Consider the following 13,325-nt stretch of genomic DNA (forward strand, 5'->3'; position numbering starts at 1 on the left):
CCGAACATGTGTGTCGTATGCGGATGCAACAGCCCCGAGGAGCCGGCGGCCGGCGGTGCGCAGGTGGATGCCCGCACGGGCGACCTGCACTTTGGCGCGGGTGCGGCGCGCGTGTCGGTGCCGGGCCTGAGCGAGGCGCGCACGCTGCGCATCGAGCAGGACGTGCTGGGCGCCAACAACCAGGTGGCGCAGCACAACCGCGCGCATTTCCATGCCCATGGCGTGCGGGCGCTCAACCTGGTCTCCAGCCCCGGCTCGGGCAAGACCACGCTGCTGTGCGCCACCATCCGCGCCCTGCAGCAAAGCCACCCCGAGCTGCCGCTGGCCGTGATCGAGGGCGACCAGCAGACCTCGCACGACGCCGACCGCATCCGCGCCACCGGCGCGCCGGCCATCCAGGTCAACACCGGCAAGGGTTGCCACCTGGACGCCCCCATGGTGGCCCAGGCTTTCGCCCGCCTGGCGCTGCACGACCATGCGCATGGACACGGGCACCATCATCACGACCACGACCACGACCACGACCACGACCACGACCACGGGCACCACCACCATCCGCAGTCGTTGCTGTTCATCGAAAACGTGGGCAACCTGGTGTGCCCCGCGCTATGGGACCTGGGCGAAGACGCCAAGGTGGTCATCCTCTCGGTCACCGAGGGCGAGGACAAGCCGCTCAAGTACCCCGACATGTTCGCCGCCGCGCAGCTCATGGTGCTGACCAAGACCGACCTGCTGCCGCACCTGAGCTTCGACGTGCAGCGCTGCGTGGACTACGCGCGCCGCGTCAACCCCGGCATCCGCATCCTGCAACTGTCGGCCACCACGGGAGAGGGCATGAACGCCTGGATCGACTGGCTGCTGCACCCTGATGCCATCGAGCCCACCAGTGTGCAGACGCGCATCGCGCAGCTCGAAGCCGAGCTGGCGCGGCTCAGAGCCGGGCAGGGTTGAGGGGGGTTGCGCCATGGCACGCATCCTGGCCTGCGGGGCCTTCCTGAAAAACAGCGCCTGCCTGTTCGACACGCAGGCACCCCAGGCGCCGCTGTGGTCCGCCGTGCACGGTGACCTCTCCGACCCGGCCGCCTGCGCGGCGCTGGAGCAGTCGGTGCAGGACCTGCTGGCGCGCTCCGGCGCTTCGCTGGACGCCGTGGCGCACGACCTGCACCCAGACTTCTTCAGCACCCGCCTGGCGCTGCGCCTGGCGGGGGAGCGCGGCATACCCGCCGTGGAGGTGCAGCACCACCATGCCCATGCGGCGGCGGTGCTGGCCGAGCACGGCGTGCAGGCGCCCGTCATCGCCCTCACGCTCGACGGCGTGGGCCTGGGGCTGGATGGCACTTCCTGGGGCGGCGAGCTGCTGTGGGTGCACGGCGCGCGTTGTGAGCGCGTGGGGCATTTGGCGCCGCTCGCACTGCCCGGCGGCGATGTGGCGGCGCGCGAGCCCTGGCGCATGGCGGCGGCCCTGCTGCACGCCAGCGGCCAGGCCGAGCAGATCGTGCCGCGCTTCGCGCCCGTGGTGGGCGAAACGGCGGCGCGCACCGTGCAGACCATGCTGGCACGCGGGCTGAACTGCCCGCAGACCACGGCGGCCGGGCGCTGGTTCGATGCCGTGGCGGGCCTGCTGGGTCTGTCGGTGCGCCAGGACATGGAGGCCCAGGCCGCCATCGCGCTGGAGCAGGTGGCCGCGCGCCACCTGCAGGCCCACGGCGGCGCCCTGGCGCAGCGCACCGACCCGGCCCTGGCGCCAGTGGATGCCGCGGGCTGCATCGACCTGCGTCCGCTGTGTCGGCCCTGGGCGCAGTGGTCTTCACCCAGCCCGGCACAGATCGAGGCCGCCGCCGCGCAGTTCCACCTCACGTTGGCCGATGCCCTGGTGGCGCGGGCCGCGCAGGTGGCCAGCGCGCGCGGGGTGCGCAGCGTGGTGCTGGGCGGGGGGTGTTTTTTCAACCGCATCCTGGCCGAGCGTTGCATCGCAGGCCTGCAGGCGCAGGGTCTGCGGGTGCATACGGCGCAGGCGCTGTCGTGCGGCGATGCCGGGCTCGCGCTGGGCCAGGCTTGGGTGGCTGCGCAGCAATTGGCGCAGGCACCGCAATCCATGGATTCAGAGGAGACGGCCGCATGTGCCTAGCCATACCCGCCCGCGTGGTGGAACTGTTGCCCGGTCAGCAGGCCGTGGTGGACCTGTCCGGTGTGCGCAAGCAGGTGTCCATTGCCCTGGTGGACGATGCGCAACTGGGGGACTATGTGATCGTGCACGTGGGCTATGCCATCGGCAAGATCGACCCCGAGGAAGCCGAGCGCACCCTGGCGCTGTTTGCCGAGCTTGCCAGCGCGCAGGGGGACGCATGAAGTACATCGACGAGTACCGCGACGGCGAGCAGGCGCGCCACATCGCGGCCAACATCGCCGCCGAGGTGCGGCCAGGGCACAGCTACCGCTTCATGGAGTTTTGCGGCGGCCACACCCACGCCATTGCGCGCTACGGCATCGCGGGCCTGTTGCCCGACAGTGTGCGCATGATCCACGGCCCGGGTTGCCCGGTGTGCGTGCTGCCCATCGGCCGCATCGACCTGGCGATCCGCCTGGCGCTGGAGCGTGGCGTGATGCTCTGCACCTACGGCGACACCATGCGCGTGCCCGCGTCGGAGGGACTGTCGCTCATCAAGGTCAAGGCGCGCGGCGCCGATGTGCGCATGGTCTATTCGGCGGCAGACGCCCTGGCGCTGGCCGACAAGCACCCGGACCGCGAGGTCGTCTTCCTGGCGATTGGTTTCGAGACCACCACGCCGCCCACGGCGCTGGTGCTGCGCGAGGCGCGCGAGCGGGCGGTGCCCAATTTCAGCGTGCTGTGCTGCCATGTGCTCACGCCGGCGGCCATCACGCACATCCTCGAATCGGCCGAGGTGCGGCAGCTGGGCACCGTGCCCATCGACGGGTTCATCGGCCCGGCGCATGTGAGCATCGTGATCGGATCGCAGCCCTACGAGCACTTCGCCGAGGAATACCGCAAGCCCGTGGTGATCTCGGGCTTCGAGCCGCTCGATGTGATGCAGGGCATCCTCATGCTGGTGCGCCAGGTCAACGCGGGCCGCGCCGAGGTCGAGAACGAATTTTCCCGTGCCGTCACGCCCGAGGGCAACCTGGCCGCGCAGAACCTGGTGTCGCAGGTGTTCGAGCTGCGCGAGAGCTTCGAGTGGCGCGGCCTGGGCGAGGTGCCCTACAGCGCGCTCCAAATCCGCCCGGCCTTTGCCGCCTGGGATGCTGAGCGCAAGTTCGACCTGCACTACGCCAGCGTGCCTGACCACAAGCAGTGCGAGTGCGGCGCCATCCTGCGCGGCGTCAAGCGGCCCACCGACTGCAAGTTGTTCGGCACCGTGTGCACGCCCGAAAGCCCCATGGGCTCGTGCATGGTGTCGAACGAGGGCGCCTGCGCCGCGCACTACGCCTACGGGCGGTTCAAAGACATTCCGGTGGTGTCCGCATGAGCATCCGCAAAGACTACGTTCGCCCCATCGATTTCAAGCACGGCCGTGTGGACATGACGCACGGCGCCGGGGGGCGTGCCAGCGCGCAGCTCATCGACGAGCTGTTCGCCCGTGCCTTCGACAACGACTACCTGCGCCAGGGTCACGACGGCGCCTTGCTGCCGCTGCCGGGCAGCGGGCGCCTGGTGGTGGCGACCGACGGGCATGTGATCTCGCCGCTGTTCTTCCCCGGCGGCGACATCGGCGCGCTGGCGGTGCACGGCACGGTCAACGACGTGGCCATGGCGGGCGCCATGCCGCTGTACCTGACGGCCAGCTTCATCATCGAGGAGGGCTTTGCGCTAGCGGAGCTGCGGCGCATCGTCGAATCCATGGCGGCGGCGGCGCGCGAGGCGGGTGTGCCCATCGTCACCGGCGACACCAAGGTGGTGGAGCAGGGCAAGGGCGACGGCGTGTTCATCAGCACCACCGGCATTGGCGTGGCGCCGCCGGGCTTGACCATCGATGGACGGCAGGCGCGCGTGGGCGACGCGGTGCTGGTCTCGGGCACGTTGGGTGAGCATGGCGTGGCGGTGATGTCGCTGCGCGAATCGCTGGAATTTGAGACCGCCATCGTCTCGGACAGCGCGGCCCTGCACACCCTGGTGCAGGCCATGCTGCAGGCGCTGCCCAACCCTGCGCTGCTGCATGTCCTGCGCGACCCCACGCGCGGCGGCCTGGCCAGCACGCTCAACGAAATCACGCGCCAGTCGCAGGTGGGCATGCTGCTGCGCGAGGCCGACATTCCCGTGCAGCCCCAGGTGGCCGCCGCCTGCGAGCTGCTGGGGCTGGATCCGCTGTACGTGGCCAACGAGGGCAAGCTGGTGGCCATCTGTGCGCCCGAGGCCGCCGAGCCCCTGCTGGCCGCCATGCGCGCGCACCCGCTGGGTCAGGGCGCGCAGCGCATCGGCACCGTCATCGAGGATGTCAACGGCTTTGTGCAGATGGACACGCGCTTTGGCGGCCGCCGCGTGGTCGATTGGCTCAGCGGCGAGCAACTCCCCCGCATCTGCTGAAGTGAAACACCCCCCTGAGTCGCCTTTGGCGCCTTCCCCCCGCTCTCGCAGCGCTGCGCGCTGCGGGCAGGGGGACGCCGCCGGTGCGGCGGGGCGGCCCTTGCACGGCGGCCCTGGCCTGAGGCGCGCCAGTTTCATGCGTCGCGGGTGCCGCGTTCGCGGAATAGATAACTGAGATGGCCATGCGTGTTCTTTTGCTCACCCACAGTTTCAACAGCCTGAGCCAGCGGCTCTTCGGCCTGCTGCGCGCGCAGGGGCACGAGGTGTCGGTGGAGCTGGACATTGCCGATGCGGTCACCGAGGAGGCCGTGGCGCTGTTCCGGCCTGACCTGGTGCTGGCGCCCTTCCTTAAGCGGCGCATCCCGGCATCGGTCTGGTCGCGCACCGTCTGCCTGGTGGTGCACCCTGGCGTGCCGGGCGACCAGGGGCCCAGCGCGCTGGACTGGATGCTCATGCGTGGCGACGCGCACTGGGGCGTGACTGTGCTGCAGGCCGTGCAGGACTACGACGCGGGCGAGGTCTGGGCCTGGGAGCCTTTCGACGTACGCCCAGGGGCCACCAAGTCCAGCGTGTACCGGCGCGAAGTCACGCAGGCGGCCGTGGTGGCGGTGCTGCGGGCGCTGCAGCGCTTCGTGCCCGGCCAGTGGCAGCCCGCGCCCGAGGGCGCGGTGGTGGCGCATGGGCCGGGCCGTTGGCTGCCGCTGATGCCCCAAGCCGAGCGCCGCATCGACTGGCAGCACGACGACACCGCCACGGTGCTGCGCAAGATCGCGGCGGCCGATGGCTTCCCGGGCGTGCTCGATGCCTTCTGGGGACAGCCCTGCCGCCTGTTCGACGCCCACGCCGCCAGCGGCGCTGTGCTGGCGCGCTGCGCGGTTGCGGCACCGGGCGCGCTGGTGGCGCGGCGCGGCCCGGCGCTGCTGCGCCGCACGGTCGATGGCGCGCTGTGGATCGGCCATGTGCGCCCCGACGACGGCCAGGCCGCGCGCGCCGATGGCGCGAGCGCGCTCAAGCTCGCCGCCACGCGCGTGTTTGCCGCGCAGGCCGCCGCGCTGCCCGCATGGGAGGTGCCGCTGATGCGGGATGACTATGAATGGGACGAACTGCGCTACCACGAGTTCGGCCCCGAGGGCGCCCGCGTGGGCTGGCTGGACTTCGACTTTCACAACGGCGCCATGTCCGAGCGCCAGTGCCAGCGCCTGTGCGACGCGCTGCGCTGGGTGCGCTCGCGCAGCACCCAGGTGCTGGTGCTGGCCGGGGGGGCGGAGTTCTTTTCCAACGGCATCCACCTGCACGACATCGAGGCGGCGCAGCGCATCGACGGTGACAGCGCGGCCGATGCCTCGTGGCGCGCCATCAACGCCATCGACGATGTGGCGCTGGAGATCCTCACGCTCACCGACCGCATCACCGTGGCCGCGCTGCAGGGCAATGCGGGCGCGGGCGGTTGCTTTCTGGCGCTGGCGGCCGACGAGGTCTGGGCGCACGAGGGCGTGGTGCTCAACCCGCACTACAAGAACATGGGCAACCTCTACGGCAGCGAGTACTGGACCTATTCGCTGCCGCGGCGCATCGGTGAGGCCGCCAGCCGCGCCGTCATGCAGCAGCGCCTGCCACTGGTGGCGCCGCTGGCGGTGCAGCGCGGCCTGCTCGACGCCTGCTTTGCCGGGGGGGCCGATGCCTTTGTGGCGCAGGCGCGCGCACGCGCGCTGGCCCTGGCCGCCGTGCCTGATCTGCCGCAGCGGCTGCAGCAAAAGGCCCGGCGCCGTGCCGCGGACGAGGCACGCAAGCCCCTGGCACGCTACCGCGAAGAAGAGCTGCAGCGCATGCAGCGCAATTTCTACGGCTTTGACCCCAGCTACCACGTGGCGCGGCACCATTTTGTCTACCGCAAGCCGCACGCCTGGACGCCGCGCCACCTGGCGCTGCACCGGGCGCTGGACTTCCACCCCCTGGAGCCGGGCCTGGGCGCCGAACTTACTTGACGCGCATCAAGCGGATGGGCCATGGCCCACGCCCGATGCCCCTAGAATGCTGTGGCGCGGCCCATCGCGGTGGGCTCTGCCCTCCCGCCCTCTGCCATGACCTCGCAGCCCGCCTTTGCAACCTTGCGCCACGCCCGGTGGGTCTGGTTGACCGTGCTGCTCGCCGTGCTGGGCGCCGTCATGCCTGCGATCTCGCACGCGCTGGCAGGCGACAAGACCGCCGCCGCGATGGAGGTCTGCACCAGCACCGGCATGGCCTGGGTGGATGCGCATGGCGATGGGGCGGCAGCGTCCGGGCAGGATGCCGCCATGCTGTCCATGGAGTGCCCGTGGTGCCTGTGGAGCGTGGGCCCCCTGTTTCCCGTCCCGGTGGTCGAGGCCGGGTGGCGGGTGTCACCCAGTGCGCAGCCCGCGCCGGTGGCACGGCTGCCCTTTTTCCGTCTCGCGTTCGCGGCCCTTGCGCCACCGCCCCGGGGGCCTCCGCTGATTCCTAAGCTATTGAATTCATAGCGCCTGGCGCCCTGTTTGCGGGCGTTGGATGCCAATTTCATACTTATGGAGTTTTTGTGCGGAACCACCGTCATTTGTCGGGCGCTGCCTTGCGCCTGCGCCCCCTTGCCGCGGCCCTGGCCCTGATACCCAGCATCGCTCTGGCCCAGGGCATCGCCACCGATGCCCAGCTGCAAGCCATCAGCGTCACCGAGACGCGCTCGCAGCTCGATCCCAACCTGCCCAACAGCACCGCCAGCAAGACGGCGCGCGAGCTCGAAGAGCAGAACGTCTTCAACCCCGAGGATGCCGCCGCCCTGCTGCCCAGCACCACCATCCGCAAGCGCTACCTCGGCGACCGCAACGCCAACGTGGGCGGGCGCAGCTTCGGCACGCTGCAGCCGGGCCGCGCGCTGGTGTACCTCGACGGCTACCTGATCTCGAACTTCCTGGGGCGCTTCGACGCGCCGCGCTGGAACATGATCAACGTCGAGGCCATCGAGCGTGTCGATGCCCTTTACGGCCCGTTCTCGGCCATCTACCCGGGCAACTCCATCGGCACCACCATGGTGGTGACCGAGCGCAAGCCCAAGGGGCTGGAGCTGTCGGCCGGCATCAAGTACAACCGGCAGTCGTTCGATGAGTACGGCACGGACGAGTCCTTTGGCAGCAAGCAGCTGTCGGCGCGCATCGCCTCGCGCCTGGACTCCGGGCTCTGGTATGCCCTGGGCGTGCAGCATCAGGACAGCCAGGGCCACCCCATGGGATACGCCAACGCCGTGCGCGGCGTGACGGCGGGCGGCTTCAAGCCCGTCGCGGGCACGCGTGTCTCGGGCATCCAGTACGACCGCGACCCGCAGGGGCGCGACCGGGCGATCTTCGGTGCCACCGGCATCGACCACAGCGTGCAGGACACGGTGAACCTGCGCCTGGGCTACGACATCTCGGCGACGCAGGAGATCGAGGGCCGGGTGTCCTTCTGGCGCAGCGACAGCACCGTGCGCACCATGACCTACCTGCGCGACGCCACGGGCAAGCCGGTCTGGAGCGGCGTGGTGAACGATGGCACGAACAGCTTCACCCTGCCCGCCAACGCGTTCGCGCCCAGCCAGCGCGACGAGCTGCACCGCCAGCTCGGCGCCACCTGGAAGACGCGCAACGCCACGGGCTGGAATGCCTCGGTGATGCTGACGCAGTACCAGATGCTCCGGGACGCCGATCGCCAGGCCAGCACGGCGCCGCCGCTGGCCGCGCTGGGCGGCGCGGGCACCGTCACGCGGCGCGACGGCACGGGCTGGAACACGCTGGAGCTGCAGTCGACCTACACCCCCACCGCCGGGGACTGGGGTGGCGGCCGCCATGCGCTGGTGTTCGGCCTGCACCGCAACCAGTACCAGCTGGACAATATCGTGAACAACGCCAGCGACTGGCGCACCACCGAGACCACGCTCAACCAGAGCTACTACGGCACCACGACCATCACCGCGCTCTACGGCCAGGATGCCTGGAAGCTCACGCCCGACCTGGTGCTGACCTCGGGCCTGCGCTTCGAGACGTTCGAGGCGTCGGACGGTTCGCAGTATTTCGCCGGACCGCCCGTGGCCCAGGTGAGCTTCCCCCGGCGCACGCTGCACGCCACCAGCCCCAAGCTGTCGCTGGCCTGGAGCGCCGTCGACGAACTGCTGCTGCGCGCCAGCTATGGGCGCGGCGTGCGCTTCCCCAACGTGGACGAGCTGTTCAACGGCACGCGCACGGGCAGCAGCATCACCACCAGCGACCCGAATCTGCGCCCCGAGGTGGCCAATGCGCTGGAGCTGGCGGTGGAGAAGTTCTGGGGTGAACACTGGCTGCGCGCCAGCTACTTCCGCGATGACGTGAAGGACACCATCCTGCGCCAGACCGACAGCACGGTCACGCCCTCGGTCACCCGCGTGAGCAACGTGGACCGCGTGCTGACCCAGGGCATCGAGCTGGTCTGGCAGGCCCGTGATGTAGGCATCAAGGGCCTGGACATCGGCGGCAGCGCCACCTGGACCGACGCCGTGGTCAAGGCCAACGCGGCCAACCCGGCGCAGGTGGGCAAACAGTGGCTGCGCATTCCCAAGCAGCGCTATGCCGTGCAGGCCAGCTACCGGCCCAATGCCGAGTGGTTGTTCGGCGCCGCCTGGCGCTACGGTGGCCGCATGTACAACACCGAGCTGAATCTGGACACGAACCCCGATACCTATGGCGGCACGTCTCGGCTCAGCCAGATCGACCTCAAGGCCGTATGGAAGTTCGCGCGCCATTGGGAGTGGAGCCTGGGTGTCAACAACGTCACCAACCAGAAGGCGTGGCAGGCGCATAGCCTGCCACAACGTTCGGTGCAGACGGAGTTGCGTTACAGCATGAAGTGAGCCCTGGTGCCCCACCTCCCCTCGGAAAAGCCGAGGCGGTGGTGGAGCGCCGCTTCATCAACGAGGAAGCCAATGACATCTTTCCAAGGAAACACCCCCCTGCGGGCCTTGCTGGCGCTGGGCACGGCCCTGGCACTGAGCTGCGCCGCTGCCTCGGCGCAGCAGGTTCACGATGCGCCGGTCAAGGGGGGGCATGGCGCCCATGCCGCGCCAGCCAAATCCCCCGCCGCCGTACGCAAAGGCCGGCCGCAACTGGGAACCGGTGTGGCATTCGCGCCCGATGGCGCGCTGTGGATGGTGGGCGTCGATCCCCAGGGTCGGCTGTTCGTCCAGGCGGCAGCGCTGGGCGAGGCCGGTGCACGGTGGTCGGCGCCGCGCCTGCTGGACACCGGCGGTGATCCGATCTCTGCTGATGGCGAAAACCGTCCCAAGCTCGTTTTCGGACCGCAGGGCACGGTGCTCATCGCCTATACCCAGCCACTGGCCAAGCCCAATACGGGCCAGGTGCGCCTGTTGCGCTCGACCGACGGCGGACGAACGTTCGCCGCTCCAGTCACGGTGCATGCCGACCGGCAGGTCATCACCCATCGGTTCGAGTCACTGGGCTTCGACGCACGGGGCGTGCTGCACACGGTCTGGATTGACAAGCGTGACCTGGAGGCCGCGCCCAAGGTGGGCAACAAGTCCAGCTACCGTGGTGCAGCCATCTACCGCAATACCTCCAGTGACGGCGGTGCCACCTTCGGACCAGACATCAAGGTGGCCGACCATTCCTGCGAATGCTGCCGCATCGCCTTGGGCCGGGGCGCCGATGGCGACCTGCGCGCCCTGTGGCGCCACGTGTTCCTGCCCAATGTGCGCGACCATGCCATTGCCGTGCTGCGCGCCGATGCCTCCGCGGAGCCCGTGCGCGCCACCTACGACGACTGGCGCGTGGACGCCTGTCCCCACCACGGGCCCGGCCTGGCGGGGGCCGAGGACGGCTTCCACGCCGTCTGGTTCGGCATCCGCCAACAGGGCGAGGAGAAGGTGCCGGGCGTGCGCTATGGTCGGCTCCAGCCGGATGGCACGCCCAGGCCCGACACGGTGCGCATGCTGCCCGACGAGCGCGCCGAGCATGCCGATGTGGCGGCGCAGGGGCAGCGCGTCGCCGTGGTGTGGCGCAGCACCGACGGCATGACCAGCACACTCAAGGCCTGGCTGTCCACCGACGGAGGGCAGACGTTCCAGCTGCGTACCCTCGGTACCGTGCAAGGGGACAATGATTTTCCGCGCCTGGTACAGAAGGACCAGCGCATGGTGGTGGTCTGGCGCAATGTGGAAGGGGTGAAAGTCCATGAACTCGATTTTTAGATCGCAGCGGTCCATGGGGCGCCGCAGGGTGCTGGCGGCCTCGGTGGCGGCGCTGGCGTGGGCGGTATGCGCGCAGCCCGTGCTGGCGCAGCCGGCCGGAAGGCAGCGTGCCCTGCATTCCATCGTGGACTTCGACGAGGCGACCTGGGCGCGACTGGTGGAAAAAGGCCCCCGACCGGCAGCCTACGTGTTCACGGCCTCGTACTGCCCCAATTGCCCCGATGCCTTCGAGAAGCTGCGCGCCTTCGTCACGGAGGCACGCCGGCCGGTGGAGCTGGGGGTGGTGCTGATGGACGTGGAAGGAGCGAAGGCCCTGGCACATGCGCGCCACTACGCGGGGGCCACCCGGCTCTATGCATTCCATGGCTTCGAGCCCGCTATCCGCCAGAGCGTGGACCCGAAGTGGCCCAACGTGACGCCCTATATCGTGCTGCTGGGGCGTGATGGCTCGGTGCAGCGCAGCATTGGCGCGCCGGAGGAGGCCGTGCTGAGAAAGTGGCTGCCCTGAAGCGGCCCGGTACACCGGGGAGGGCAGAATCCAGCGTAAGGAGAACAACGACCATGCCCAGCCATTCCGAATTTCTGGCTCGTATACCGGCGCGGCGCCGGGTGCTGGCCGCCGCCAGCGCCTGGGCGCTGGCGGCCTGGACGGGAGAGACCCTGGCGCAGATGAGCCGCCCCCAGGTCACGCTCAATTCCGTGGCGCCATTCGACACCCACACCTGGCAGCGACTGGTGGAGCAGGGACCGCGCCCGGCGGCCTATATTTTTGCCACCACGAATTGCGCCGCATGCACGGAGGCATTCGACGCACTGTTTGCGTACATCCGGGGTTCGCGCAAGATCGCGGAACTGGTCATCGTGCTCATGGATGTGCACGGCGTGGAGGCGCTGGCGCACGCACGCTTCTACATCGGAGCGACGCGCATGTATGGCTTCAGCGGACCCGAGGCGGAGATACGGCGCAGCATCAGTGCGCAGTGGCCGTCCGCCTTGCCCTATGTGGTGCTCCTGGGGCGCGATGGTTCGGCGCGCCAGATCCACGGCACGCCGCCCGCCGAGGTGCTGCGCCAGTGGCTGAGTTGAGCGCCGGGGCATTGGTATGCCCCAAAAAAGCGCGGTACAGTAGTTTCGGGCGCAGGGACTGTGGTCTGCAGATCCTGTATTCCTTCTTCTCCAAAGGCACAGCATGTTTCCTGAATACCGTGACCTGATCACCCAGCTCAAGACGACCGACCGGCATTTTTTGCGCCTGTTCGACCAGCACAACGAGCTCGACCAGAAGATCAAGAACATGGAATCGCAGATCAGCCCTGCCACGCACGAGCAGATCGAAACGCTGAAAAAGGAAAAACTCGCTCTCAAGGACCAGATCTACGTGATCCTGAAAAAGGCAGCTGCCTGAGCCCAGGGACGTCCGTCCGTGCGCGCCTATGGCACGGGCGGGGTGGCCGCTGCCGCTAGCGGCGCGGTTGGCCCTGGTGCAGGCGCCGCCCCCGTGTCGCTTCTGCGCCGGGGCACGAACTGCGCGTCGAGCAAGGTCTCGATGCGGGCAAAGATTTCGTGGCGCGAGAAAGGCTTTTTCATGAAGTCGTCTGCGCCGATGCGGTTGGCATAGAACTGCTCGGTGGCGTGTTCGTTGCCACTGATCATGATCACCGGGATGTGCTGCGTGGCCGGAGTCTTGCGGATCATGCGCAGCGCGTTGAAGCCGTTCATGCCTGGCAGGATGATGTCGAGAAAGATCAGCTCCGGCGGTTCCTGAGCGATCAGGGTCAGGCCATGTTCGGCGTCGAGGGCTTCGCGGGTTTCGTAGCCCGCCGAGCGCAGCACCTTGCGCAGCGCAGCGACGACCGTCGGTGAGTCGTCAATGATCAGCGCCTTGGTCCCCGGGCGCGCATTGACGCGCGTACGCTTGCGCCGCTCCGCAGGGGCGGCTGCCTGCGCCGGGCTGGGCTCGGGCCGGGCTGCCGGCTTGCGTGCGCCGCCCAAAAACCGGTCGAAGATGCTCATGGTGCGTGTCTCGCTTCCTGCGGGGCGTCTGTTCTGCAGGGTGCAAGTATCCCAGATACGGCACCGCCCCCCGGCCAGCAGATCACCCCAGGGCGTCGTTCACCTGGTCATTGAATTCCGCCAGGCTCACGGCGTCGCCGATTTCGCGCGGCAAGGCATCGCGCATCGAGAGCACGCCAAGGATGGTGCCTGCCGCCGACACGATGGGCAGGTGCCGGAAGCCCTGCTCCAGCATGGTCAGCACGGCCTGCGCCACGGGGGTGTCCGGTGGCACCGTCCGGGGCGCGGGCGTCATGACCTGTTCGGTGCGGGTGGTCTGCGGGTCGAGGTCGCGCGCCAGTACCCGCACCATGAGATCGCGTTCGGTGAGTATGCCCAGAAGCGTGCCGCTGGCCGTATCGAGGATGAGCACGCTGCCGCACTGGGCACCTGCCATGGCACGCGCTGCGTCGCGCACGCTGGCCTGCGGCCCCAGGCTGACCAGATGGCGCTGGGTGATCGACTGGAGGACGGTGCGTGCGGCCATGGTGCGGCTCCGGGGAGGTGCGT

At 69.2% G+C, this 13,325-nt stretch carries 14 protein-coding genes; 12 read left to right on the top strand and 2 right to left on the bottom strand.

Annotation, left to right across the window (positions count from 1 at the left end; translation table 11 throughout):
• The first annotated feature begins 6 nt into the window (after positions 1-6).
• The 12 genes from hypB (at position 7) to CGR01S_RS08795 (ending at position 12,168) form a co-directional block, all read left to right on the top strand.
• A complete protein-coding gene (gene hypB, locus CGR01S_RS08740; protein ID WP_042425375.1) occupies positions 7-951 on the top strand; it encodes a hydrogenase nickel incorporation protein HypB in 945 nt (314 codons plus the stop codon).
• A 13-nt stretch (positions 952-964) separates the two neighbouring features.
• Positions 965-2,128 (top strand): Kae1-like domain-containing protein, encoded by a 1,164-nt coding sequence (locus CGR01S_RS08745; RefSeq protein WP_042425379.1) that lies wholly within the window; start codon positions 965-967, stop codon positions 2,126-2,128.
• On the top strand, positions 2,119-2,349 hold the full coding sequence (locus tag CGR01S_RS08750) for a HypC/HybG/HupF family hydrogenase formation chaperone (RefSeq protein WP_042425381.1): 231 nt from the start codon (positions 2,119-2,121) through the stop codon (positions 2,347-2,349). The genes CGR01S_RS08745 and CGR01S_RS08750 overlap by 10 nt, the downstream gene beginning before the upstream one ends.
• Positions 2,346-3,485, top strand: a complete 1,140-nt coding sequence (gene hypD / locus CGR01S_RS08755; protein ID WP_042425382.1) for a hydrogenase formation protein HypD — start codon at positions 2,346-2,348, stop codon at positions 3,483-3,485. The genes CGR01S_RS08750 and hypD overlap by 4 nt, the downstream gene beginning before the upstream one ends.
• Positions 3,482-4,540, top strand: coding sequence for a hydrogenase expression/formation protein HypE (gene hypE / locus CGR01S_RS08760; RefSeq protein ID WP_042425385.1), 1,059 nt, complete (start codon positions 3,482-3,484; stop codon positions 4,538-4,540). Before hypD ends, hypE begins: the two co-directional genes overlap by 4 nt.
• Before the next feature lie 182 nt (positions 4,541-4,722).
• Complete coding sequence (locus tag CGR01S_RS08765) at positions 4,723-6,525, top strand: hydrogenase maturation protein (protein ID WP_042425388.1); 1,803 nt, start codon at positions 4,723-4,725, stop codon at positions 6,523-6,525.
• A gap of 96 nt (positions 6,526-6,621) precedes the next feature.
• Entirely contained in the window at positions 6,622-7,035 is a 414-nt protein-coding gene (locus CGR01S_RS08770; protein ID WP_042425391.1) for a DUF2946 family protein, read from the top strand.
• Positions 7,036-7,091: 56 nt separating this feature from the next.
• Positions 7,092-9,410: a TonB-dependent receptor gene (locus CGR01S_RS08775; protein ID WP_084690616.1), complete on the top strand. Its 2,319-nt coding sequence runs from the start codon at positions 7,092-7,094 to the stop codon at positions 9,408-9,410.
• A gap of 72 nt (positions 9,411-9,482) precedes the next feature.
• On the top strand, positions 9,483-10,763 hold the full coding sequence (locus CGR01S_RS08780; RefSeq protein WP_042425394.1) for a sialidase family protein: 1,281 nt from the start codon (positions 9,483-9,485) through the stop codon (positions 10,761-10,763).
• 13 nt (positions 10,764-10,776) lie between these two features.
• Positions 10,777-11,271 carry a hypothetical protein gene (locus CGR01S_RS08785; protein WP_042425397.1) on the top strand — a complete coding sequence of 165 codons (495 nt, stop codon included), beginning with the start codon at positions 10,777-10,779 and terminating at the stop codon, positions 11,269-11,271.
• Between the two features lie 53 nt (positions 11,272-11,324).
• Positions 11,325-11,849 (top strand): hypothetical protein, encoded by a 525-nt coding sequence (locus CGR01S_RS08790; RefSeq protein ID WP_156967535.1) that lies wholly within the window; start codon positions 11,325-11,327, stop codon positions 11,847-11,849.
• 103 nt (positions 11,850-11,952) lie between these two features.
• Positions 11,953-12,168, top strand: coding sequence for an HP1242/YdcH family protein (locus CGR01S_RS08795; RefSeq protein ID WP_042425404.1), 216 nt, complete (start codon positions 11,953-11,955; stop codon positions 12,166-12,168).
• Positions 12,169-12,194: 26 nt separating this feature from the next.
• Here the strand turns inward: CGR01S_RS08795 and CGR01S_RS08800 are convergent, their stop codons facing one another.
• A complete protein-coding gene (locus tag CGR01S_RS08800) occupies positions 12,195-12,776 on the bottom strand; it encodes a response regulator (protein ID WP_042425406.1) in 582 nt (193 codons plus the stop codon).
• Positions 12,777-12,858: 82 nt separating this feature from the next.
• A complete protein-coding gene (locus CGR01S_RS08805) occupies positions 12,859-13,302 on the bottom strand; it encodes a CBS domain-containing protein (protein WP_042425410.1) in 444 nt (147 codons plus the stop codon).
• Between the last annotated feature and the right edge of the window lie 23 nt (positions 13,303-13,325).

This window comes from Comamonas granuli NBRC 101663 (genome assembly GCF_000739995.1).
Taxonomy (GTDB): domain Bacteria; phylum Pseudomonadota; class Gammaproteobacteria; order Burkholderiales; family Burkholderiaceae_C; genus Simplicispira; species Simplicispira granuli.